The 21,213-nt window shown below is 68.3% G+C and carries 21 protein-coding genes; 4 read left to right on the top strand and 17 right to left on the bottom strand.

The window, feature by feature from the left end:
- Positions 1-347: 347 nt before the first annotated feature.
- Positions 348-1,133: a DUF2189 domain-containing protein gene (locus tag ACAM26_RS04395; RefSeq protein ID WP_369613188.1), complete on the top strand. Its 786-nt coding sequence runs from the start codon at positions 348-350 to the stop codon at positions 1,131-1,133.
- 9 nt (positions 1,134-1,142) lie between these two features.
- Here ACAM26_RS04395 and ACAM26_RS04400 read toward each other — a convergent pair whose 3' ends face one another.
- From ACAM26_RS04400 to ACAM26_RS04435, 8 genes are all read right to left on the bottom strand, one after another.
- Entirely contained in the window at positions 1,143-1,805 is a 663-nt protein-coding gene (locus ACAM26_RS04400) for a sulfotransferase family 2 domain-containing protein (RefSeq protein WP_062275743.1), read from the bottom strand.
- A gap of 69 nt (positions 1,806-1,874) precedes the next feature.
- Entirely contained in the window at positions 1,875-2,780 is a 906-nt protein-coding gene (xerC, locus tag ACAM26_RS04405) for a tyrosine recombinase XerC (RefSeq protein ID WP_123139302.1), read from the bottom strand.
- 7 nt (positions 2,781-2,787) lie between these two features.
- The gene (locus ACAM26_RS04410; RefSeq protein ID WP_123142931.1) at positions 2,788-3,480 is read right to left on the bottom strand and encodes a DUF484 family protein; all 693 of its coding nucleotides are present in this window, start codon (positions 3,478-3,480) and stop codon (positions 2,788-2,790) included.
- A 10-nt stretch (positions 3,481-3,490) separates the two neighbouring features.
- The gene (dapF, locus tag ACAM26_RS04415) at positions 3,491-4,321 is read right to left on the bottom strand and encodes a diaminopimelate epimerase (protein WP_123139338.1); all 831 of its coding nucleotides are present in this window, start codon (positions 4,319-4,321) and stop codon (positions 3,491-3,493) included.
- Positions 4,322-4,352: 31 nt separating this feature from the next.
- Positions 4,353-5,024, bottom strand: a complete 672-nt coding sequence (locus tag ACAM26_RS04420) for a trans-aconitate 2-methyltransferase (RefSeq protein WP_123139304.1) — start codon at positions 5,022-5,024, stop codon at positions 4,353-4,355.
- Positions 5,021-6,268 (bottom strand): diaminopimelate decarboxylase, encoded by a 1,248-nt coding sequence (gene lysA / locus ACAM26_RS04425; RefSeq protein WP_369613189.1) that lies wholly within the window; start codon positions 6,266-6,268, stop codon positions 5,021-5,023. The genes ACAM26_RS04420 and lysA overlap by 4 nt, the downstream gene beginning before the upstream one ends.
- A gap of 22 nt (positions 6,269-6,290) precedes the next feature.
- A complete protein-coding gene (locus tag ACAM26_RS04430) occupies positions 6,291-6,479 on the bottom strand; it encodes a lipoprotein (protein WP_123142929.1) in 189 nt (62 codons plus the stop codon).
- Positions 6,480-6,547: 68 nt separating this feature from the next.
- A complete protein-coding gene (locus ACAM26_RS04435; RefSeq protein ID WP_223806121.1) occupies positions 6,548-8,056 on the bottom strand; it encodes an HDOD domain-containing protein in 1,509 nt (502 codons plus the stop codon).
- A 212-nt stretch (positions 8,057-8,268) separates the two neighbouring features.
- On the opposite strand from ACAM26_RS04435, the gene ACAM26_RS04440 reads away from it, so the two are divergent.
- Positions 8,269-9,165, top strand: a complete 897-nt coding sequence (locus ACAM26_RS04440) for a DNA ligase (protein ID WP_123139306.1) — start codon at positions 8,269-8,271, stop codon at positions 9,163-9,165.
- Between the two features lie 34 nt (positions 9,166-9,199).
- Here ACAM26_RS04440 and ACAM26_RS04445 read toward each other — a convergent pair whose 3' ends face one another.
- Together ACAM26_RS04445 and ACAM26_RS04450 are read right to left on the bottom strand one after the other, a co-directional pair.
- Positions 9,200-9,385: a hypothetical protein gene (locus ACAM26_RS04445; protein ID WP_005221769.1), complete on the bottom strand. Its 186-nt coding sequence runs from the start codon at positions 9,383-9,385 to the stop codon at positions 9,200-9,202.
- An 88-nt stretch (positions 9,386-9,473) separates the two neighbouring features.
- Complete coding sequence (locus ACAM26_RS04450; RefSeq protein ID WP_369613190.1) at positions 9,474-10,037, bottom strand: peptidylprolyl isomerase; 564 nt, start codon at positions 10,035-10,037, stop codon at positions 9,474-9,476.
- A 499-nt stretch (positions 10,038-10,536) separates the two neighbouring features.
- Here ACAM26_RS04450 and ACAM26_RS04455 point away from each other — a divergent pair, with 499 nt between their 5' ends.
- Complete coding sequence (locus ACAM26_RS04455) at positions 10,537-10,959, top strand: TerB family tellurite resistance protein (RefSeq protein WP_123139308.1); 423 nt, start codon at positions 10,537-10,539, stop codon at positions 10,957-10,959.
- Positions 10,960-10,965: 6 nt separating this feature from the next.
- On the opposite strand, the gene ACAM26_RS04460 is transcribed toward ACAM26_RS04455, so the two are convergent.
- The gene (locus ACAM26_RS04460; protein ID WP_123142927.1) at positions 10,966-11,718 is read right to left on the bottom strand and encodes a sulfite exporter TauE/SafE family protein; all 753 of its coding nucleotides are present in this window, start codon (positions 11,716-11,718) and stop codon (positions 10,966-10,968) included.
- 91 nt (positions 11,719-11,809) lie between these two features.
- On the opposite strand from ACAM26_RS04460, the gene ACAM26_RS04465 reads away from it, so the two are divergent.
- Entirely contained in the window at positions 11,810-12,361 is a 552-nt protein-coding gene (locus tag ACAM26_RS04465) for an N-acetylmuramoyl-L-alanine amidase (RefSeq protein WP_369613191.1), read from the top strand.
- 7 nt (positions 12,362-12,368) lie between these two features.
- On the opposite strand, the gene ACAM26_RS04470 is transcribed toward ACAM26_RS04465, so the two are convergent.
- From ACAM26_RS04470 to ACAM26_RS04495, 6 genes are all read right to left on the bottom strand, one after another.
- Positions 12,369-13,763 carry a diguanylate cyclase gene (locus ACAM26_RS04470; protein WP_123142926.1) on the bottom strand — a complete coding sequence of 465 codons (1,395 nt, stop codon included), beginning with the start codon at positions 13,761-13,763 and terminating at the stop codon, positions 12,369-12,371.
- Positions 13,764-14,033: 270 nt separating this feature from the next.
- On the bottom strand, positions 14,034-15,482 hold the full coding sequence (locus ACAM26_RS04475; protein WP_123139312.1) for a bifunctional 2-methylcitrate dehydratase/aconitate hydratase: 1,449 nt from the start codon (positions 15,480-15,482) through the stop codon (positions 14,034-14,036).
- Between the two features lie 131 nt (positions 15,483-15,613).
- Complete coding sequence (gene prpC / locus ACAM26_RS04480; RefSeq protein ID WP_123139313.1) at positions 15,614-16,768, bottom strand: 2-methylcitrate synthase; 1,155 nt, start codon at positions 16,766-16,768, stop codon at positions 15,614-15,616.
- 98 nt (positions 16,769-16,866) lie between these two features.
- Entirely contained in the window at positions 16,867-17,754 is an 888-nt protein-coding gene (prpB, locus tag ACAM26_RS04485) for a methylisocitrate lyase (RefSeq protein ID WP_062276915.1), read from the bottom strand.
- A 93-nt stretch (positions 17,755-17,847) separates the two neighbouring features.
- Complete coding sequence (locus tag ACAM26_RS04490; protein WP_062276918.1) at positions 17,848-18,525, bottom strand: GntR family transcriptional regulator; 678 nt, start codon at positions 18,523-18,525, stop codon at positions 17,848-17,850.
- Between the two features lie 219 nt (positions 18,526-18,744).
- A complete protein-coding gene (locus ACAM26_RS04495) occupies positions 18,745-20,640 on the bottom strand; it encodes a propionyl-CoA synthetase (protein ID WP_369613192.1) in 1,896 nt (631 codons plus the stop codon).
- Positions 20,641-21,213 lie beyond the last annotated feature (573 nt).

Consider the following 21,213-nt stretch of genomic DNA (forward strand, 5'->3'; position numbering starts at 1 on the left):
TCTGCTGACTGTGGGTGGTCTGGTGCTGACTGCCTCCGACGCAGTGTGGGCGGTAGCCCCTCAATGGGGTTGGATTCATACTTAAGAGTTTAGGACACTTGTGGCGGATTGGGCGCTTGACGCCCCAGTGGACAAGACCATTGGTGGTTCCGGGGCACACCCCTCGGTCTCGCCCATGCGCTCGCCAATGGCTTGATCGTGCAGGGGATTCGGCCGGCCGCTGAAAGCCCTTCTCTACCCGTCGCGTCCTTTTCGACGTTGCAGTTCAATCCCCTGGCCGCTGGCGTTGCGGTTCGCGCTTCCGCCACCAGCTATCGGGGGTCGATCCAGCGCGGAGGAATGCCCGCATGCAGCCGTCCACCTCGTCCGAGTCCGCCGTTCGTCCGCCGCCCGGGGTCAACCGGGTCGCCCCGGGTCAGCCCTTGCAGTGGCTGCGCGCCGGTTGGCGTGATCTGCGCGCCGCCCCCGGCTACAGCCTGCGCTACGGTGCCGGGATCGTGCTGATCAGCCTGGCGATCACCGTGCCGCTGGCGCTCGGGCGCCTCGCCTTCCTGGTGCCCTTCCTGCTCGCCGCCTTCTATCTGGTCGCGCCGCTGTTGGCCATCGGGCTCTACCAGATGAGCGCGCACCTCGAGGCCGGTGAGTCGCTCGAACGCTGTCAGGCGCTCGAGGCCTTTCGTCGTAACCAGGGGCAGCTGGGCATCGCCACCGGTTTCCTGCTGATGATCCTGCAGCTGTGGATCCTCGCCACCGTGTTCCTGTTCATCATGCTGTTCACCGATCCGTTGCCGAGCTGGGAGCGCTTCGTCGCCGTGGTCTTCCTCTCCGGGGATCATCTCGGGCTGGTGGCGGTGCTGGTCGGGGTGGGGGCGGTGTTCGCGGCCGCGGCCTTCTGCATCGCTGCGGTGACGGTGCCGATGCTGATCGACCGTCCGGTCGATGCCTTCACCGCGGCGCGCACCAGCTTCGCCGCGGTGCGGGTCAACTGGGCGCCGATGCTGCTGTGGGCGGGGTTGATCGTGGTGATCGTCGGGCTCGGCCTGGCGAGTCTGCTGCTCGGGCTGTTCGTCACCGTACCGCTGCTCGGGCACGCCACCTGGCACGCCTATCGTGACCTGGTGCCGCGCGACTGAGCCGGGTGCTCAGTCGGGGTCGAAGCGGTAGTCGAGCAGCTCGATGTCGCGGGCGAAGTGGCGCGCCACCAGCTCGGCGGTGTCGTCGTCGTAGTAGCTGCGGTAGTCGCGCTTGCGATCGGTCGCCTTGCGCGCGTGAGGGAGAGCCGGCTGGGTGATGCCGATGCGCGCGCAGACGGTGGCGAAGTCGTCGTGGAGCTGTTCGTAGCGACCGATGAAGTCGACGATGACCTCGCCGTGGAGGTCGACCAGATAGTCGCTCTGGCGGGTGATCGAGGTGTCGACGTGGTACTGGTAGGGGCGCTCGGGGTCGAGCTTCCAGCGCAGGAAGTCGGCGAACTCCTGGTGGCCGCCGAGATAGTGCGGGCGCTCGCGACGGATGTGATGGAAGGAGCTGACCTGCAGGTCCCAGGGGTTGCGCACGAAGGCGAACTTGAACAGCGAGTCGTAGAAGGGCCGCGGCAGCAGCTCCTGGGCGAGCACCGCCTTGGCATGACGCGGCAGCTTGGTGCCGATGCGATGACCGCTGAGATGGCTCATGCGGCTGCACAGGAACATCGGGTAGTACCAGGGGTCGCGCCAGCGCAGCCCCTGGAGTGCGGCGCGCACGCTGGTGCCGCCGGTCTTGGCAATGTGGACGAAGAGAAAGCGATAGCGAGGCGAGAGCAGCATGAGGGTCTCTGGGGCTGTGGAGCGGTTCCGGCGCGGGCGGCGCGCGGCGCCGGTGTTCTATCCCCGGCTTCAGCGCCGGCGCTTGGCGCGTGGATGCGCCTGGTCGTAGACCTGCGCGAGGTGCTGGAAGTCGAGGTGGGTGTAGATCTGGGTGGTGCCGATGTCGGCGTGGCCGAGCAGCTCCTGGACGGCGCGCAGATCGGCCGAGGACTCCAGCAGGTGGGTGGCGAAGCTGTGGCGCAGCATGTGCGGATGCAGCCCCTGGGCCAGCCCCTGGACCTGGGCCCACTGTGTCAGCCGTGCCTGGACGGTGCGCGGGTGGATGCGGGTGCCGCGCAGGCTGACGAACAGCGCCGGCTCCTCGGGCGCGGCGACAAAGGGACGCAGCAGTCGCCACTGGCGCAGCGCCTCGCGCGCCTTGCGCCCGACCGGTACGCGCCGGGTCTTGGCGCCCTTGCCGACGACCTCGAGCTCATCGACATCGAGCGGCACCTCGGCGAGATCCAGCGCGACCAGCTCGGCGAGGCGCAGCCCGGCGGAGTAGAAGAGCTCGATCATCGCCCCGTCGCGGATCTCCAGCACCTCCTCGCGGGGACGGTCGAGTACCGCGCAGAGCTGATCGGCCTCGAGCGTCCTGGGCAGCTTGCGCGGGGTCTTGGGGGCGCGGATGTCGAGCGCGGGGCTGGCGGTGACCAGCTCCTCGCGCAGCAACCAGCGATAGAAGGCGCGCAGGCTGGAGAGTTCGCGCTGCAGGGTGCGCCCGCCGATGCCCTCGCGATGACGCGCGCCGATATAGCGCTGCACCGTCTCGCCGTCGATGGTCTCGATCGTCACCTCGGCGTGGGCCTGCAGCCAGGCGAGGAGACGCTCGAGGTCGCGGCGATAGTTGGCGACGGTCAGCGGCGCCAGCCGACGCTCGTGGGCGAGGTGGTCGAGAAAGCGCGCGAGCAGTTGGGCTGAGGTCTCGCCGGCCATGCGCGACTCAGTCCCGTCCGCAGCGTTCGATGGTGACCGCGCTCAGCTTGTGGGCGATGATCTCGCCGAGCCGGTCGAGCAGGTCGGTGCCGAGCTCGGGGCGGAAGCGCTCGGGGTCGCTGCTGCCGATGGCGAGTACGCCGGAGCGCTCCGCGGTGCGGATGGGGACCAGGGCGGCGGTACGCACGCTCGCCGCGGCCTCGCCGAACAGTACCTCGGCCTTGTCGGCGTCGAGTGGCCCACAGAGCGCGTGTTTGCGTGCAAGGAAGTCCTTGAAGGCGGCGGTGAGCGGGTCTGGTGCGGCGGTCTCGGGGTCGAGCGGGAACAGCTTGAGGGTGACGGCGTCGGCGCGGAATTCCTGCAGTAGGGTCTCGCGCGTCTCCTCGCACAGCCGGTCGGGATCGTTGATCGCGATCAGCCGCAGCACCAGCGCGTGCAATCGGGTCGACAGCGACTCGTACTCGCGGGCGCGGGCGATGAGCTGGCCGAGACGCTGGCGCTCGGTATCGAGCTCCTGGCGCAGCGCCCGCACCTGGCGCTCGATCAGCGAGACGGCGTCGCCGGTGGGATGCGGGATCCGCAGCGTGATGAGGATCTCCGGGTGGTGCTCGAAGAAGTCGGGATGGCGCTGCAGATAGGCGGCGACCGTGGCCTCCAGCGCCTCGTCCCTGGTCTCGGGCTGCTCTGCCTGTGTGATCACGATTGACCCCTCATAGAACGATCTCCCCGTGGAACACTGATTCGGCAGGCCCGGTCATCCAGACGACGTCATCCGGGCTGCGCCAGTCGATTATAAGCCCTCCGCCCGGCAGGTCGACGCGTACGCGCTCATCGAGCAGACCGCGTAGCCGCCCACTGACCACCGCGGCGCAGGCACCGGTGCCGCAGGCCAGGGTCTCGCCGGCGCCGCGCTCGTGCACCCGCAGACGGATTGCGTCGCCGGCGAGCCGTTGCATGAAGCCGACATTGACCCGCTGCGGGAAGCGCGGGTGATGCTCGATCGCCGGCCCGAGGCGCGCCACCGGCGCGGTCTCGACGTCCTCGACCAGCAGCACCGCGTGCGGGTTGCCCATGGAGACGGCGCCGATCTGGTGGTGCTCGCCGGCGACCTCAAGGTCGTAGAGCGGCGCCTCGTGCTCGGCCTGGAAGGGGATCTCGACCGGCGCCAGCCGCGGCCGACCCATGTTGACCCGGACCTGGCCGTCGGCCTCGAGATGGAGCCGGATCGCCCCGGCGGCGGTGCCGACCGGGATCTCGTCGTGCTCGGTCAGCCCCTGCTCGCGCACGAAGCGGGCGAAGCAGCGCGCACCGTTGCCGCACTGCTCGACCTCGGAGCCGTCGGCGTTGAAGATCCGGTAGTGGAACTCGGTGCCCGGCAGCCGTGGCGGCTCGACCAGCAGGATCTGGTCGCAGCCGACGCCGAAGCGCCGATCGGCGAGCCGGCGCAACCGCTCGGGGTCGAGCGCGATGCGTTGGCGCACCGCGTCGAACACCACGAAGTCGTTGCCGAGCCCGTGCATCTTGGTGAAGCGGACCTTCATCGATTCGATCTCCTGCATGTCGCCGTCGGGCTCATCCCGGCACGCGTCCCCAGATCGCCAGATGCCGGTCGCTGACCACGCCGACCTCCAGCCCCTCGAGCCCGGCCTCGGCGAGCTGCTCGACCACCTCGCGCGGCTCGTAGGCGGCGAACAGCGAGTTGCGGAAGTCGCTGCGCAGCACCTCGGGTGCATTGGCGACATAGGTCTCGACCAGCGCCTCGGCCCAGCCCGCCGAGGGCGGGCGCAGCAGGTCCATCACCAGCACCAGGGCGTCGGGGTTGGCGTGCGCGCGCACCGTCCGCCACAGCACCTGGGGATCGTGGAGATGATGGAGCAGGCTGTTGGAGAGGATCAGGTCGTAACGGCGGTCTGCGAGCCGGCTCGAGGGCAGACGGTCGTGCACCAGCTGCCAGCGGCCGTCGAGATCGGCGGCGTCCTCGAGGGTGGCGCGGGCCCGTTCGAGCATGGTCGCGGCCCCGTCGAGCGCGTCGCAGTGCAGCCGCGGATAGGTACGCAGCAGGCGCAACACGATGTCGGCCGGGCCGCAGCCGAGGTCGAGCGCCGCCGAGCCCGGCAATCCGCCCCGCGCCTGACGGGCGAGGAGACGCATGAACAGGCTGTTGGAGTCGGAGAAGTCGGCCTCGGCATAGGCTTGCGCCTGCTCCTCGGTGTCCATCAACTCGGGCTCGGGGCGACGCTTCACGGCAGTCTCCGTTCCCCCGCGAACAGCGACTCGATCGACTCGCGCTCGCGCACCAGGTGGGCCTGATCGCCGTCGACCATGACCTCGGCGGCGCGGGGCCGGCTGTTGTAGTTCGAGCTCATGGTGAAGCCGTAGGCGCCGCTGCCGCGCACCGCCAGCAGATCATCGGGGCGGATGGCGAGCTGGCGCGACTTGCCGAGGAAGTCGCCGGTCTCGCACACCGGGCCGACGAGGTCGTAGCGCTGGGTCTCGAGCGTGGGGTCGAGGTGGACCGGGACGATCTCCTGCTCGGCCTGATAGAGCGCCGGGCGCAGCAGGTCGTTCATGGCGCCGTCGACGATGGCGAAGTGACGCGCCTCGGTCGGCTTGAGGTACTCGACGCGGGTGAGCAGCACGCCGGCGTTGCCGGCGATGGCGCGCCCAGGCTCGATGAGGATCTCGTAGGGCTTGCCGGCGAGGCGGTGACGGATGGCGGCGGCATAGGCGGCCGGATCGGGCGGCAGCTCGTCGCGATAGCGGATGCCGAGCCCGCCGCCGAGATCGAGGTGTTCGATGGCGATACCGGCCTCGGCGAGACGGTCGGCGAGGGCGAGCACCCGGTCGAGGGCGTCGATGAAGGGGGCGAGGTCGGTGAGCTGCGAGCCGATGTGGCAGTCGATGCCGGTGACCCGCAGGTTGGGCCGCGCGGCGGCGTCGCGATAGACCGCCTCGGCGGTGCGGATGTCGATGCCGAACTTGTTCTCGCGCAGTCCGGTGGAGATGTAGGGATGGGTGCGGGCGTCGACGTCGGGGTTGACCCGCAGCGACACCGGGGCGATCACGCCGAGTTCGCCGGCGACCTGATCGAGCCGGTCGAGTTCGGCCTCGGACTCGAGGTTGAAGCAGCGGATGCCGACCTCGAGGGCGCGACGCATCTCGTCGGCGCGCTTGCCGACCCCGGAGAAGACCACCCGCGACGGATCGCCGCCGGCGGCGAGCACGCGTTCGAGTTCGCCCACCGAGACGATGTCGAAGCCCGAGCCGAGCCGCGCCAGGGTGTCGAGCACGGCGAGGTTGGAGTTGGCCTTGACGGCGAAGCAGACCAGGTGCGGATGCTCGCCGAAGGCGCGGTCGAAGGCGTGCCAGTGACGCTCCAGGGTCGCCCTGGAGTAGATGTAGCACGGGGTGCCGAAGCGTTCGGCCATCTCGGTGAGGGGGACGGACTCGGCGTGGAGCAGGTCGTCTCGATAGTTGAAGTGATCCATGCGGCGTCGATGTGGTGCTCGGCTAGGGCTGATCGGCGGCGGGGACGGCGGCGTCGGTGACGTCGGGCAGGTCTCCGTCGGTGGCGGCTGGCGTTGCCGGCTCCGGCTCGGGCAAATAGAGCGGGCCCTTCTGGCCGCATGCACCGAGCATGCTGACGGTCCCGAGCACCAGGATGATGGCGATGAACAGATAACGGGCCCAGCAGAGCATTGGAGCGTCTCACGCGAAAAGGGGTTGAGTCGGGCCTCTAGTATACATTCCAGCGCCCGCGACGCGGGTCAGCGCGCGCGCCGCCGTGCCGCCAGGGTCAGCCCCTGGCTGGCCTGCTTGGCGAAGTGCTGGAAGTCCTCGAACAATGGCTCGGTGAGGGCGCGCGCGCTGCTGGCGCGATCGGCGTAGAGCAGCCCGATGCCCTGTCCGGCGATCTCGATCGGGGCGATCATGAAGGGGGTGCGGCCGAGCGCCTGGATCACCGTGGCCGGTACATCGGCGAGCGCCTCGCCACGGATGCAGCGTGCCTGCTGGCGCTCGATGACCGTGAACAGCAGATGGTTCTGACCCGGCAGGCGGGTGAACTGGAAGCGGGCGAGCAATCGCTCGGATTCGCTGCCGAGCGTGTATCTGGCCTTGAGGGTACGCTTGTCCGGGGTGATCAGGGCGAACACCACCCGATCCATGCCGACGCCGCGGTGGATGCCCTCGAGCGCCAGGGTCATCACCTGGTTGAGGCTGGCCGTGCCGCTCTCGATCAGCGTCGAGAGCTCGCGCAGCACGCGCAGCTGGAGCTGGGCGTCGGGTTCGGGGGCGGTGCTCTCGGCGTCTGTCGTCGTCGCCGCCGCCGCTGCTGTCTCGGTGGCTGTCTCGGGCGTCGGCTGGTCTGACGTCTCCTGCTGTTGCGGGATGTGCGGGGCAGCGATCTGGGCACCGATGACGGCGGCCACCTCGGCCGCCTCGCTGGCATTGTGCTGCAGCATCTTGTGGGTCTCGCCGATCGCCAGGTCGATCATCTTGGCTGCGCGCTTGACCAGTTTCTCCATCGGCTCGGTATGCCAGCCGCCGTCCTCGGCGCAGAGCGCGATCTGCTGACCGAGCACCACGGTCTGGACCCGCTCGTCGAGCACGCTGGGGGTGACGATCGCCTCGCGCACCAGCTCGTTGAGGTTCCATACCTTTGCCAGCTGGCCGCTGAGCTGGTTGAGACGAAAGCCGAGGATGCGCTCCTGGGCGCGCTCGGGGAGGGTGGTGGGCTGCTGGCGGTAGAGCTGGTCGAGCGCCTCGGCCTGCTCGCCGCCGAAGCACCAGAAGGCCAGCTCGCCGATGCGGTGGAGCAGGGCGGCGATGAAGACCTCCTCGGGGGCCTTGTCCTCGCGCGCGGTGGCGATCGAACGGGCCTGGATCGCCGCGTGGAGGGCGCGCGCCAGTTCGCGCGCGACACGCTCGCGGGTCGCCCCCTCGATGGTGTCGTCGACCAGGGTCGCGGCCAGGCACATGTTGCTCACGGCATTGAAGCCGAGCACCACCACGGCGCGGTTGACCGTGGTCAGGCTGTGGCCCGTGCTGGCGCCGGCCGGGTTGTAATGGACGGAGTTGGCGAGCTTGAGGATGCGGGTGGTGAGCGAGGGATCCTGCATGATCACCTGGGCCAGGGCGGCGGCGGGCGCCAGTTCGTCCTCGGAGACACGCAACACCTGATGTACGGTGTTGTTGAAGATCGGCATCTCGTGATGCTGGATCAACTCGACCCATTCGGCCAGACGGCGTTTCTGCGGGGTGCGTTGCGTGTTCAAGGCAGGCTCCTGGCGGGATGGCTGCTGCGTGCTGGCCCAGGTGCGTCCGGTTGATGCGGTGCTGAAAGAGGAGGGCAGTTTACCGGTTTTCCGGTGGACGGCGTATCTGCGGCACGCCCCGTGTCCGTGCGCCCGTCCGATTCGGCCTCGTATCAAGCGGCGCTGCACTAGCCTTGTCCGGATCATCATGAGGGCGAACCGGGGACGAGAAAATGCTCTTGCGACCGCTGCTGCTGGCCGTCTTGCTCGTGCCGGCCTCCGCTCTTGCCACGACCGACGCATGGCCCGTCGGCTGCACGCCCGGTGCGCCGATCGGTGAGCGTGGTGGCGAGGCGCCCCCGGCGCTGACCCTGGCCGGGGTCTATCGGCGGGGCCTGCCCGTCGCCGATTATTGGGTCAGCGAGAAGCTCGACGGGGTGCGCGCCTACTGGGACGGGCGGCGTCTGGTCAGTCGCGGCGGTCGGGCGATCGTCGCGCCGGCGCAGTTCACCGCCGGCTGGCCGCGACTCGCGCTCGATGGTGAGCTGTGGATGGGGCGGGGGACCTTCGACCGGCTGTCCGGGATCGTGCGTCGTCAACGGCCCGACCCGGACGCGTGGCGCGCGGTGCGTTACATGGTGTTCGACCTGCCCGGGTGCGGGCTTGATTTCGATGGCCGCTTGGCTGCACTGCGCCAGCTCTTCGCCGTGCCGCAGCCGGCGTCGCTGCAGCTGATCGAGCAGTGGCGCGGCCGCGATCATGCGCACTTGATGATGCGGTTGCGTCGGGTGGTTGCCGCCGGGGGCGAGGGGCTGATGCTGCACCGCGCCGCTGCGCCCTATCGGGCGGGGCGCGGCGATGATCTGCTCAAGCTCAAGCCCTATCTCGACGCCGAGGCGCGGGTGATCGCCCACCTGCCCGGCAAGGGGCGGCTGCGCGGGATGGTCGGGGCGCTGCTGGTGGAGGATGCCGAGGGGCGGCGCTTTCGTCTCGGTAGCGGTCTGAGCGATGCCGAACGGCAGGCGCCGCCGCCGATCGGCAGCTGGGTGACCTTCAGGTATCAGGGCTACACCGGTAACGGCATTCCGCGCTTTGCGCGTTATCTGCGGGTGCGGACGGCGGAGGAGTGAGGGGGGCTGGGGCGCGTCCCTGCGCCATCGCAGGCTAGCGCAGTGTGCGCAGGATCGCCGCCTCGATCTGGCGGGCATGGGGGTGTTCGCGATCGGCGCCGTGCGGGTGCACGGTCTCGAGTTCGCTCCAGGTCTGCAGACGCGGCTGGCGCTCGGGTGCCTGCTCGAGCGGCTGGCGCCGTGGGTCGAGGAAGGTGTCGCGAGGGTCTGGGATACGCATGGCTGAGTCCTCGTTCGCGTCGGTTGGTAGCTTGTTGTTAAGGGTGGGGGTGGTGGACACCAGACCAAGGGCCCACCCCCCCCGGGGGTCACAGTGCCCGACAGTCCTCCAGCATCACCGCTGTCCGGGTGCGCCCGGAGCGCGAGCCCTCGGCCTCCATCGCCTTGATGACCTCGATGCCGTCGACGACCTGGCCGAAGACCACGTGCTTGCCGTCGAGCCAGGGGGTGGGAGCGACGGTGATGAAGAACTGCGAGCCGTTGGTGTCGGGGCCGGCATTGGCCATCGACAGCATGCCGGGGCGGTCGTGACGCCGTTCGAAGTTCTCGTCGGGGAAGCGCTCGCCATAGATCGAGCGGCCACCGGTGCCGTTGCCGTTGGTGAAGTCGCCGCCCTGGATCATGAAGCCGGGGATGATGCGGTGGAAGGGGATGCCGGCGTAGGCGAGGTCGTCCCCGCGCTCACCGGTGCAGAGCGCGCGAAAGTTCTCCGCGGTCTTCGGGGTGGTGTCGGCGAACAGCTCCAGGGTGACGGTGCCGGCCGGCTCGCCGCCGATGGAGACGTCCATCGCGACACGGGGATTGGCCGCCAGCGCGGAGGTGGCGATGGTGGCGAGCGCCACCGCGGCGAATGAGGTCAGGGATCTGGACATGCGGGCTCCTGGATGATCGCGGTTGCACGGGTCCGGCAAGTCGAGCGGCCGCTCCGTCACCTCTAAAGCTTAAGGTCGGCGTGGAGCGGGCGGCGCGATGCAGGTCACGCCGCGACCCGTCTGGGCTCGCCCCATTGTGGTGCCACTCGACGGTTAGGTGCAATCGGCGGAGTCAGCTATCAGCCGTCTTCAGTCTCCAGCCGCCAGCCGCCAGCCATCAGCCATTAGCCGCCAGCCACCAGCCATCAGCCACCAGTCGCCAGCCATCAGCTACCAGCCACCAGCCATCAGCCGCCAGCCGTCAGCCGCCAGCCAGCGATCAGCGACCAGCAAAGGCGGGGCGCGACGCCTCGCTTCCGCGACGGTGGTCGAGGACGACCGCCCACTGGAGGCTGATGGCTGGCGGCTGGAGACTAAAGGCGACTGATGATGACTCGTGCCGGATCCGGGGTCTGTGCGATGATCGTGGCAGTCCCATTCGTCATCAGCTGGAGCAGGTATGTCGACGCTCGAACTCACTCCCTATCCCGACAACAGCGCCGAGGCGCTGCTGCGGGTGATCACCCTCTTCATCGTCAGCGACGGCGAGGTCGCCGACGGTGAGCTGGAGATCCTCGACGATCTCGGGGTGTTCGAGACCCTGGGCGTCGACCACAACCGTTTCGCCGAGGTCTTCGATGCCTATTGCGACGACCTGATCGCCCATGCCGGCACCGCGCGCTATGTCGGGTTGAACGACCCGGAGTGGATCGACGCGGTGCTCGCCCCGGTCACCGAGGTCTCGCGACGGCGTCTGCTCGCGCGAGTCCTGCTGCTGGTGGCGCGCGCCGACGGCCATTTCGCCGACAGCGAGCTGGCGATCTATCGGCGCATCCTCGAGCGCTGGGAGATCGATCTCGACTCGCTTGCCGAGGCCGACTGAACCGTCTCACCAGGCCTCGATGATCAGCAGTGCGGCGATCGCCCAGAGCGCGCCGCGCAGCCAGTTGCGGTAGCTCGTCCCACCATGACGGCGCCGCACCCGGATGCCGATCCACAGCGCCAGCAGCACCGCCGGGAGCAGCACCAGCGCCAGACCGAGCACCGCGGGGTCGAGCGCATCGCGACTGGCGAAGCCGAGTACCTGGCCGCTCTTGCTGGTGATGAAGCTGAGGTTGAAGGTTGCGACCATCAGCACCGGGTTCATCCGGGTGTAGAGGGCGAAGGCCACCACCACCGGGGCGAAGATGTTGATCAGCCCTGCCAGCAGACCCATGCTCAGTCCGAGCAGTGCCAGCGCCCAGTGCGGCACCTGGCGCTCCGGGCCGCTGCCCTGACGGCGCTCGAGCAGCAGGAAGGCGACCAGCACCAGCGCCAGCAGGATCTGGAAGGGCTGCGGGTCGATGCTGAGCAGCAACTGGGTGCCGATCAGACTGCCGATCATGGTGCTCACCGGGAGCGGCCAGAAACGGCGCAGCGCCTCGCGCCAGTGTCGCTCGTGGGCGATGCTCACCAGGTTGATGAGGATGGTCGGGATCAGGGTCAGCAGGATCGCCATGCGCAGGTCCATCACCAGCGCCAGCAGCGGGGTGGCGAGCAACGGGAAGCCGAAGCCGAGGGCGCCGTGGGCGAAGGCGGCGACGGTGAGGATGACGAGGGTGGCGAGATCGGTCAGGGAGAGGATGGCCGGATCCTCCTGCAAGGCGGATTCAAGCCCTCCAGCATAGCCGAGATCGCCTGCGTGGGCGTGCTCGAGATGCGGCCGAGGCCGCCGGAGGTGGGTCATGGGGGGGATGGCGAGATACGGGCGCTGGCTGCTCGGCCTGCTCTTGCTGCTCGGGCTCGGCGCGACGCCGGCGCGCGAGATCGATCTGGTGGTGATCCATGCCACCGGCGGTCCGGGCTGCAAGGCGGGGCGGCTGTGGCACTCCGGGGGCGGTACGCTCGAGTCCAACCGGCGTCATTTCGCCCGCAACCCGGGCATCAGCTATCACTATCTGATCGGTCGCGACGGCACCACGGTGACGGGGACGCCGGTGGCCGAGGTCGCCCATCACGCCCGCGGTCACAACGCCCGCTCGGTCGGCATCGAGCTGGTCAACGACGGCGATGGTCGCGACCCCTTTCCCGAGGTCCAGATCCAGGCGCTGATCGCGCTGCTGCGCCCACTGCTCGTCGCCCATGACCTGACCCCGGCGCAGATACGTGGTCATGGCGAACTCGATACCCGCAGCTTCGTCTGCGGCGGGCGGCGCTACAAGTCGAAGGTCGATCCCGGCGGCGCCTATCCGGGGTTCGCGGGCAATTTCCCCTGGTCCCGGGTGCGCGAGACGCTGATGCGCTGAGTCGGCCTCAGAGTCCGTGAGCGTTGCCGGCGAGGCGCTGTAGCTCGTCGTCCGAGGGGGTCCAGCAGGCGATCCGGTCGCGTCCGGCCTGCTTGGCGGCGTAGAGCTTGCGATCGGCGCATTCGAGCAGGGTCGAGACCCTGGTCCTGAATCCACCGACGAGTTCGGCGACGCCGATGCTGATGGTCAGCGAGAGCGCTCCCTGGTCGGTCTCGATCGGGGTGTCGGCGATGCACTGACGCAACCGCTCGGCGGTCTCGCTGGCGGTGCTGAGGTCGGTCTCGGGGAGCAGCGCGGCGAACTCCTCGCCGCCGTAGCGACAGAGGATGTCGCTGTGGCGCAGGTTGAGCTTGAGTTCGCTGGCGATAGTCTGCAGCACCTGATCGCCGATGAGGTGGCCGTGACGGTCGTTGATCGACTTGAAGTGATCGATGTCGATCATCAGCGCGCTGGTCGGCGTGCGCTTGCGCGCCGCCTGGGCCAGGCTCTGCTCGGCCAGCGACCAGAACTGACGGCGGTTGAACAAGCCGGTCAGAGGGTCGGAGATGGCCAGTTGCTCGAGGGTGCGCTCGAGCTGTTTCTGCTCGGTGATGTCGCGTGAATAGAGCGCCAGCTGCGAGACCTGACGGTGCGCGTTGCAGACCGGGTAGAGGGTGTGGTCGAACCAGCGGTCGCGATATTGCTCCTGGAAGCGGATCGGCTCGGCGCTGGCGATCACCTTCCTGAGCTGACGGTGCAGGTTGGCGGCGACCTCGGTCGGGAGCCGCGCGAACAGGCTGCTGCCGATCAGCTGTTGGCGGTCGCAGCGCAGCTGGCGCGCGGTCATGTCGTTGCAGGCGATCAGCTTGCCGGTGGCGTCCATCAGCAGCATCGAGTCCTCGGGGGTATCGAGCAGCGCGCGCAGTGTCGCCTGATGGTCGCGCAGTGCTTGTTCGGCGCGCTTGTAGGCCGAGATGTCGGTGATGAAGCCCTCGAGGGTGAACAGTTCGCCGTGATCGGACCACAGTCCCCAGCCGCGCTCCCAGGCCCAGCGGATCTCGCCGTCGATGTGGTTGATGCGGTACTCGACCTCGAAGGTGCGTTGCTCGCCGAGCGCCAGCTGGACCTGATCCCACACCCGGCTGCGATCCTCGGGGTGGATCAGGTCTGAGTAGATGACCCGCGAGCGCATCAGCGCCTCGGGGGGGTGGCCGGTGAGCGCCAGGCAGCCGGCGCTGACGTAGTCCATGGTCCAGTTGCTGTCGTTCTGGCAGCGGTAGGCCATGCCGGGGAAGTTATCGAGCAGGGCGGCGGTGTCGGGGCCGCGCGTCCTGTGCTGCGCTCGTTCGAGTTCGTTGATACGGCGCTTCAGCGCGGCGTTCTCGATACGCAGTTGCTCGCTGTCGGGGCCGGGGGGATGCATTGACCACTGCCTCCGCGAGATGCCGCAGTCGGGGTGCGGCTTGACCGATATGGATAGAGATGCTGCGCGATGGCCCGGGACGAGGCCCGCTCGACCGATGGCGAGATTCGGCGCCAGTGGGTCGTGCACGGGAGCGCTCTCTAATAAGCATGGCCCAGTGCGGGTGGCACGCCAAGTGGGACGGGGGGCGGCGGGGGGTGGAGAGAGGGGCGCGGGGTGGCCTCGGCCACCCCGCTCGGGGCGCGCCCCGGCGGGGGCGCGCGACCGGGGTCAGATCATGAACAGGTCCATGAACTGGTGCACCGGGGTCTGCATCAGCTGCTGCTCGTCCTGGCAGAGGTCGTAGATGCGCTGTGCCTGACCCTTGGGGAAGCGGGTCTTGAGTGCGGCGAGGAACTTCGCCTCGAGCACCGGGATGCCCTCGGCGCGACGACGACGGTGACCGATCGGGTACTCGACCTCGACCAGCTCGGTGCTGCTGCCGTCCTTGAAGAAGACCTGCACGGCGTTGGCGATCGAGCGCTTCTCGGGATCGAGGTACTCGGCGGTGTAACGCGGATCCTCGCGCACCACCATCTTCTCACGCAGCGCATCGATGCGCGGATCGGCGGCGACGCCGTCCTCGTAGTCGGCGGCGGTGAGACGACCGTGGATCAGCGGCACGGCGACCATGTACTGCAGGCAGTGGTCGCGGTCGGCCGGGTTGTAGAGCGGGCCGTCCTTGCTGATGATGCGGATCGCCGACTCCTGGGTGACCAGCTCGATGCGCTCGATCTCGTCGATGCGGTCCTTGACCTGGTCGTGCAGGCGCATCGCGCACTCGACCGCGGTCTGGGCGTGGAACTCGGCAGGGAAGCTGATCTTGAACAGGATGTTCTCCATCACATAGCTGCCGTAGTCGCGCTGGAAGGCGAACTTGTTGCCCTTGAACAGCACGTCGTAGAAGCCCCAGGTCGGCGCGCTCAGCACCGAGGGCAGGCCCATCTCGCCACGATCGACCATCATCGCCAGACGCACCGCGCGCGAGCTGGCATCGCCCGCCGCCCACGACTTGCGCGAGCCGGTGTTGGGGGCGTGACGGTAGGTGCGCAGCGCCTGGCCGTCGACCCAGGCCTGCGACAGGGTGTCGATGACCTGGTCGCGATCGGCGCCGAGCATCAGCGCCGAGACCGCCGCCGAGGCCACCTTGACCAGCAGCACGTGGTCGAGACCGACGCGGTTGAAGCTGTTCTCGAGGGCGAGCACGCCCTGGATCTCGTGTGCCTTGACCATGTACTGCAGCACGTCGCCCACGGTCAGGGGCGCGGCGCCGTCGGCCACCGCCTTGCGCGAGAGATAGTCACCGAGACCGAGGATGGCGCCGAGGTTGTCGGAGGGGTGGCCCCACTCGGCGGCGAGCCAGGTGTCGTTGAAGTCGAGCCAGCGGACCATGGCGCCGATGTCCCAGGCGGCCTTGACCGGGTCGAGCTGGAAGGCGGTGCCGGGCACGCGCGAACCGTTGGGCACGGTGGTGCCGGGGACGATGGCGCCGAGGTGCTTGGTGCACTCGGGGTACTGCAGCGCGAGCATGGCGCAGCCGAGCGAGTCCATCAGGCAGTGACGGGCGGTGGTGATGGCCTCGGCCGAGTCGATCTCGGTGTTGCAGACGTAGTCGGCGATGGCGACCAGTTCCTGGTCCGGATCGGGGCGAACGTTGGCGTCGGCGATATGTGCGCTCATTTGAATGAGGTCTCCAGTGGGTTGGGAATGCGGTGGCTTGCAGCCGCCGGCCACCAGCTCCAGCCTCGAGCTGGTAGCTGGTAGCTGGTAGCTGGTAGCTGGTAGCTGGTAGCTGGTAGCTGGTAGCTGGCTCAGCGCTGCTTGATCGGCAGCCAGTTGAGGTCCTCGGGACCGACATAGTTGGCGCTCGGGCGGATGATCTTGCCGTCCTGGCGCTGCTCGATGACGTGCGCCACCCAGCCGGTGGTCCGCGAGATCACGAAGAAGGGGGTGAACATCGCGGTGGGCACGCCCATCTGCGCGTAGGACACGGCCGAGAACCAGTCGAGGTTGGGGAACATCTTCTTGAGGTCCCACATCACCGTCTCCAGACGCTCGGCGACCTGGAACATGCGCATGTCGCCATTGCCCTCGGCGAGACGCTTGGCCACGGCCTTGATCACCTTGTTGCGCGGATCGGCGATGGTGTAGACCGGGTGGCCGAAGCCGATGATGATCTCCTTGCGTGCGACCCGCTCGGTGATGTCGGCCTCGGCCTCGTCGGCGGTGGCGTAGCGGTTCTGGATGTCGCAGGCGACCTCGTTGGCACCGCCGTGCTTGGGACCGCGCAGCGCGCCGATGGCGCCGGTGATCGCCGAGTAGATATCGGAGTTGGTGCCGGCGACCACGCGCGAGGTGAAGGTCGAGGCGTTGAACTCGTGCTCGGCGTAGAGGATCAGCGAGGTGTGCATCGCGTGCACCCACTCGTCCGAGGGGGTCTCGCCGTGGAGCAGGTGGAGCAGGTGACCGCCGATCGAATCATCGTCGGTCTCGACCTCGATGCGCCGCCCGTTGTGCGAGAAGTGGTACCAGTACATCAGCATCGAGCCGAAGCTGGCGAGCAGCCGGTCGCCGATGTCGCGTGCGCCGGCCACCGACATGTCGTCCTTCTCCGGCTCGAGGGTGCCGAGCACCGAGCAGCCGGTACGCATCACGTCCATCGGGTGGGCCGAGGGCGGCAGCTGCTCGAGCGCGGTCTTGAGCGCCGCGGGCAGGCCGCGCAGGCTCTTGAGCTTGCGCTTGTAGGCGGCCAGCTCGGCGTGGTTGGGCAGACGCCCGTGGATGAGCAGGTAGGCGATCTCCTCGAACTCGGCCTGGTCGGCGAAGTCGAGGATGTCGTAGCCACGGTAGTGCAGGTCGTTGCCGGTGCGGCCAACGGTGCAGATGGCGGTGTTGCCCGCGGCGGTGCCGGACAGGGCGACGGACTTCTTCGGCTTGGGCAGCTGGGTCTGCGAGGTCTCGGCCATGGTTCTCTCCTCGGATCGGGTTGGCCCCGGACGCGGCGCGTGCGACGGGGCGGGAGACGCTGGCCGAGGCGTGGCCGGGCGTCTCCTGCGTCAGGGATTTACTCGGGTTTGTTCTGCTCGAACAGGGCGTCGAGCTTCTGCTCGAAGGCGTGGTAGCCGAGGTAATCGTAGAGCTCCATGCGGGTCTGCATGGTGTCGATGACGCCGGCCTGGGTGCCCTCGTTGCGGATCGCCTGGTAGACGTTGAGCGCGGCCTTGTTCATGGCGCGGAAGGCCGACAGCGGGTAGAGCACCATGGAGACGCCGACCTCGGCGAGCTCGGTGGTCTTGAACAGCGGGGTGGCGCCGAACTCGGTGATGTTGGCGAGCACCGGGACGTTGACCGCGGCGGTGAACTGACGGTACTGCTCGAGTTCGGTCATCGCCTCGGGGAAGATCATGTCGGCGCCGGCCTCGACACAGGCCACGGCGCGCTCGATGGCGGCGTCCATGCCCTCGACGGCGAGCGCGTCGGTGCGCGCCATGATCACGAAGTCGTCACGGCGTGCGTCGACCGCGGCCTTGATGCGGTCGACCATCTCGGCCTGCGAGACGATCGCCTTGCCCGGACGGTGACCGCAGCGCTTGGCCGCGACCTGGTCCTCGATGTGGCAACCGGCGGCGCCGGCCTGGTTGAGCAGGCGCACGGTGCGGGCGATGTTGAAGGCGCCGCCCCAGCCGGTGTCGGCGTCGACCAGCAGCGGGGTCTGGGTGGCGTCGGTGATGCGGCGCACGTCCTCGAGGACGTTATCGAGGCTGGTCATGCCCAGGTCGGGCAGGCCGTAGGAGCCCGCGGCGACACCGCCGCCGGAGAGATAGATGGCGCGGTAGCCGGTGCGCTCGGCCATCATCGCGTGATAGGCGTTGATTGCGCCGATGATCTGCAGGGGGTTCTCTTCCTGGACCGCGAGTCGCAGTCGTGCGCCGGCCGTCATGGTGTCGCTCATGGTGTTGGGTCTCCTTGAACCGCCCGGACGCGTGCGGCGTCCGTGACTGTGGTGATTTCGATGCGCGGACCCGCCCCGCGGTCGTCGTCCGCGCTATGGGACGAGGCGCCGGGCGATGGCCTCGCGCGAGGCGCGGATGTGGCGACGCATCAGCCACTCCGCCAGCTCGCCGTCCCGCGCCGCGATGGCGTCGACGACGAGTTCGTGCTCCTTGAGCGCGTCCCGCGCCCGCTCGCTCCGCATCCCGAACTGGCAGCGATACATCCGCGCCAGGTGGTAGAGGTCGTTGCAGAGGATGTCGACCAGTCGGCGGTTGCCGCCGCCCTGGACGATGCGGAAGTGGAAATCCAGATCGCCCTCCTCCTGGAAGTAGGTCTGCCAGTCGTCGCGGGCGATGTCGCCGCGATGATGCGCCAGCAGCGCCTTGAGCTCCTCGATCGCGCCCTCCGGCATGCGCTCGGCGGCGATCCGCGCGGCCATGCCCTCGAGCGCCTCGCGCACGTCGTAGATCTCGAGCAGCTGGTCGCTGTTGAGCTGGATCACCCGGGCGCCGACGTTGGCGCGGCGCTCGACCAGCTTGATCGACTCAAGCCGACGCAGCGCCTCGCGCAGCGGCCCGCGGCTGATCCCGTAGCGGGCGGCGAGCACCGGCTCGCTGATCTTGCTGCCCGCGGGGATGCCGCCCTCGACGATCGCCTGACGCATCTGGTCGAAGATGCGATCGGCGATGGTGGAGCTGGGCTCGGTTGAGGCGTTGGAGGCCTTTGTCATTTGGATTGTCGACACTTCAACAGAATGACAGCGAAGATAGCGTGTTTTTTATCGATGTCAATCCTGATTGTCGACAATGCTGCGGATTGAGCAGGCTGATAGTCGATCTTGTCGGGGGTGTTGGGGAGGGGTGGACGGAGGAGCTGGGGCGTGGGGTGCGCCGCCCGGTGGGGCGGGCGGCGCACGCGACCGTCCGTGCGGACGGTCGTCGCGGGGGGGTCAGTCGTGACGGCCGTAGCCGATGGCGCTGAGCGAGCTGGTGATCTCGTCGAGGATCGAGGGGTCGTCGATGGTCGCCGGCTGCTTGTAGGTGGTGCCGTCGGCGATCGCCTTCATGGTGCCGCGCAGGATCTTGCCCGAGCGGGTCTTGGGCAGACGCTCGACCACGGCAACGGTCTTGAACGCCGCGACCGGACCGATCTGTTCGCGCACCAGCTTGACCAACTCCTTCTTGATCGTGTCGTGATCGCGCTCGACCCCGGACTTGAGCACCACCAGGCCGAGCGGCAGCTCGCCCTTGAGCTCGTCGGCGGCGCCGATCACCGCGCACTCGGCGACGTCCGGGTGCGAGGCGAGCACGCCCTCCATCGCGCCGGTCGAGAGCCGGTGACCGGCGACGTTGATGATGTCGTCGATACGGCTCATCACGAAGACGTAGCCGTCCTCGTCGAGATAGCCGGCGTCGCCGGTGAGGTAGTAGCCCGGCTCGGCCGAGAGGTAGGACTGGACGTAGCGGGTGTCGTTGCCCCACAGGGTCGACAGACAGCCGGGCGGCAGCGGCAGCTTCACCATGATGCGGCCGATGTTGCCCGGTTTGACCGGCTCGCCCTCGTCGTCGAGTACCTGGATGTCGTAGCCGGGGACGGCACAGGTCGGCGAGCCGGCCTTGACCGGGAGCTGCTCGATGCCGATGCAGTTGGCCGCGATCGCCCAACCGGTCTCGGTCTGCCACCAGTGGTCGATCACCGGGCGCTTGAGGATGTCCTCGGCCCAGTGCAGGGTGTCGGGGTCGCAACGCTCGCCGGCGAGGAACAGCGCGCTCAGCGAGCTGGTGTCGTAGCGCCCGAGATGCTCGGCCTTGGGGTCGGCGCCCTTGATCGCGCGGAAGGCGGTCGGCGCGGTGAACAGCACCTTGACCTTGTGCTCCTCGATCACCCGCCAGAAGGCGCCGGCATCCGGGGTGCCGACCGGCTTGCCCTCGTAGACCACGGTGGTGCAGCCGCGCAGCAGCGGGGCGTAGACGATGTAGGAGTGACCCACCACCCAGCCGACGTCGGAGGCGGCCCAGAACACCTCGCCGGGCTGGACGTCGTAGATGTTGCCCATGCTCCAGGCCAGCGCTACGGCGTGACCGCCGTTGTCGCGCACCACGCCCTTGGGCTGGCCGGTGGTGCCGGAGGTGTAGAGGATGTAGAGCGGGTCGGTGGCGGCCACCGAGACGCAATCGGCCGGCTCGGCGGCGTCGAGCGCCTCGGCCCAGCCGAGGTCGCGACCCTCGACCAGGGTGCCGGGCTCCTCGGGGCGCTGCAGCACGAGGCAGTGCTCGGGCTTGTGGGTGGAGAGTTCGATCGCCTCGTCGAGCAGCGGCTTGTAGTGCACCACGCGGTTGGGCTCGATGCCGCAGGAGGCGGCGACGATCATCTTCGGCTTGGCGTCATCGATGCGGGTGGCCAGCTCGTGCGAGGAGAAGCCGCCGAACACCACCGAGTGGATGGCGCCGATGCGCGCGCAGCCGAGCATGGCGATCAGCGCCTCGGCCACCATCGGCATGTAGATGATCACCCGGTCGCCCTTGGTCACGCCCTGCGCCTGCAGCGCGCCGGCCATCTTCGCGACCTGCTGCTGCAGCTCGGCGTAGGTGATCACCCGCTTGCTGCCGGTCACCGGGCTGTCGTGGATGATCGCCGCCTGGTCGCCGCGACCGGCGATCACATGACGGTCCACCGCGTTGTAGCAGGTGTTCATCATCGCGCCACTGAACCAGCGGTAGAAGGGCTTGTTGGCGTCGTCGAGCACCTTGTCCCACGGCTTGTCCCAGTCGATGAGGCTGGCCGCCTCCGCCCAGAAGGCCTCGGGGTCTTTCATCGAATGCTTGTAGACGCTCTGATAGTCCATCGCTCTATCCTCTGTGTTGAGATCTGGGCCTCCACTACATCGATGGAAGGCCTCGTGGAACTCGATGCGTGGCGACATTAGTGCCGTGTAAACGAATTTGCAATCATTCCGTCAATGACTGCAGGTCGCGCCCGAGAGGCTGTCGAGGTCGTTGATGAGTGAATTAGCAAAGCGAATATTTCGTATAGGGCGAAGGGGGTTGATCTCTGTTCTGGACCCGGTTATATCGCGCGCGAAAGCCTGTACGATGAATTTATATTGCTGTTTTTATGGCGATTTTTTAAGACTTTCGGTGGCTGCTGAATTGTCGTGAGCGGCGGCGGTGATGATTCGTGCCGTGACCGTCCGGCATGTCACCCTGAGTGGATTGAGGTGTGTGCGTCGGCGCTGGGCTCGAGGGCGTGTTTCATTCGCCTGGAGGCCGGTCTTTTCGAGGCGCTGTCGGCGGATCGTGTTGATGGCCGGGAAGGGAGGTCTGTCGCGGTGTTTTCGTTTCGTGTCCGCGTCGCGCTTCGTTCGGTGCGCGCGGTTGCGTTGCGTGTGCGTGTGGCGGTCGCGGCAGTTGCCGGGGCG

It is taken from the genome of Marichromatium sp. PS1, assembly GCF_041155115.1.
Classification (GTDB): Bacteria; Pseudomonadota; Gammaproteobacteria; order Chromatiales; family Chromatiaceae; genus Marichromatium; species Marichromatium gracile.

Excerpts from the sequence above, each read along its gene's own strand:
- ACAM26_RS04490 (WP_062276918.1), bottom strand. The coding sequence starts at position 18,525 with ATGACAAAGGCCTCCAACGCCTCAACCGAGCCCAGCTCCACCATCGCC.
- xerC (WP_123139302.1), bottom strand. The coding sequence starts at position 2,780 with ATGGCCGGCGAGACCTCAGCCCAACTGCTCGCGCGCTTTCTCGACCAC.
- ACAM26_RS04470 (WP_123142926.1), bottom strand. The coding sequence starts at position 13,763 with ATGCATCCCCCCGGCCCCGACAGCGAGCAACTGCGTATCGAGAACGCC.
- ACAM26_RS04495 (WP_369613192.1), bottom strand. The coding sequence starts at position 20,640 with ATGGACTATCAGAGCGTCTACAAGCATTCGATGAAAGACCCCGAGGCC.
- dapF (WP_123139338.1), bottom strand. The coding sequence starts at position 4,321 with ATGAAGGTCCGCTTCACCAAGATGCACGGGCTCGGCAACGACTTCGTG.
- ACAM26_RS04450 (WP_369613190.1), bottom strand. The coding sequence starts at position 10,037 with ATGTCCAGATCCCTGACCTCATTCGCCGCGGTGGCGCTCGCCACCATC.
- prpC (WP_123139313.1), bottom strand. The coding sequence starts at position 16,768 with ATGGCCGAGACCTCGCAGACCCAGCTGCCCAAGCCGAAGAAGTCCGTC.
- ACAM26_RS04430 (WP_123142929.1), bottom strand. The coding sequence starts at position 6,479 with ATGCTCTGCTGGGCCCGTTATCTGTTCATCGCCATCATCCTGGTGCTC.
- ACAM26_RS04395 (WP_369613188.1), top strand. The coding sequence starts at position 348 with ATGCAGCCGTCCACCTCGTCCGAGTCCGCCGTTCGTCCGCCGCCCGGG.
- ACAM26_RS04455 (WP_123139308.1), top strand. The coding sequence starts at position 10,537 with ATGTCGACGCTCGAACTCACTCCCTATCCCGACAACAGCGCCGAGGCG.
- ACAM26_RS04445 (WP_005221769.1), bottom strand. The coding sequence starts at position 9,385 with ATGCGTATCCCAGACCCTCGCGACACCTTCCTCGACCCACGGCGCCAG.
- ACAM26_RS04440 (WP_123139306.1), top strand. The coding sequence starts at position 8,269 with ATGCTCTTGCGACCGCTGCTGCTGGCCGTCTTGCTCGTGCCGGCCTCC.
- lysA (WP_369613189.1), bottom strand. The coding sequence starts at position 6,268 with ATGGATCACTTCAACTATCGAGACGACCTGCTCCACGCCGAGTCCGTC.
- ACAM26_RS04475 (WP_123139312.1), bottom strand. The coding sequence starts at position 15,482 with ATGAGCGCACATATCGCCGACGCCAACGTTCGCCCCGATCCGGACCAG.
- prpB (WP_062276915.1), bottom strand. The coding sequence starts at position 17,754 with ATGAGCGACACCATGACGGCCGGCGCACGACTGCGACTCGCGGTCCAG.
- ACAM26_RS04400 (WP_062275743.1), bottom strand. The coding sequence starts at position 1,805 with ATGCTGCTCTCGCCTCGCTATCGCTTTCTCTTCGTCCACATTGCCAAG.
- ACAM26_RS04465 (WP_369613191.1), top strand. The coding sequence starts at position 11,810 with ATGGCGAGATACGGGCGCTGGCTGCTCGGCCTGCTCTTGCTGCTCGGG.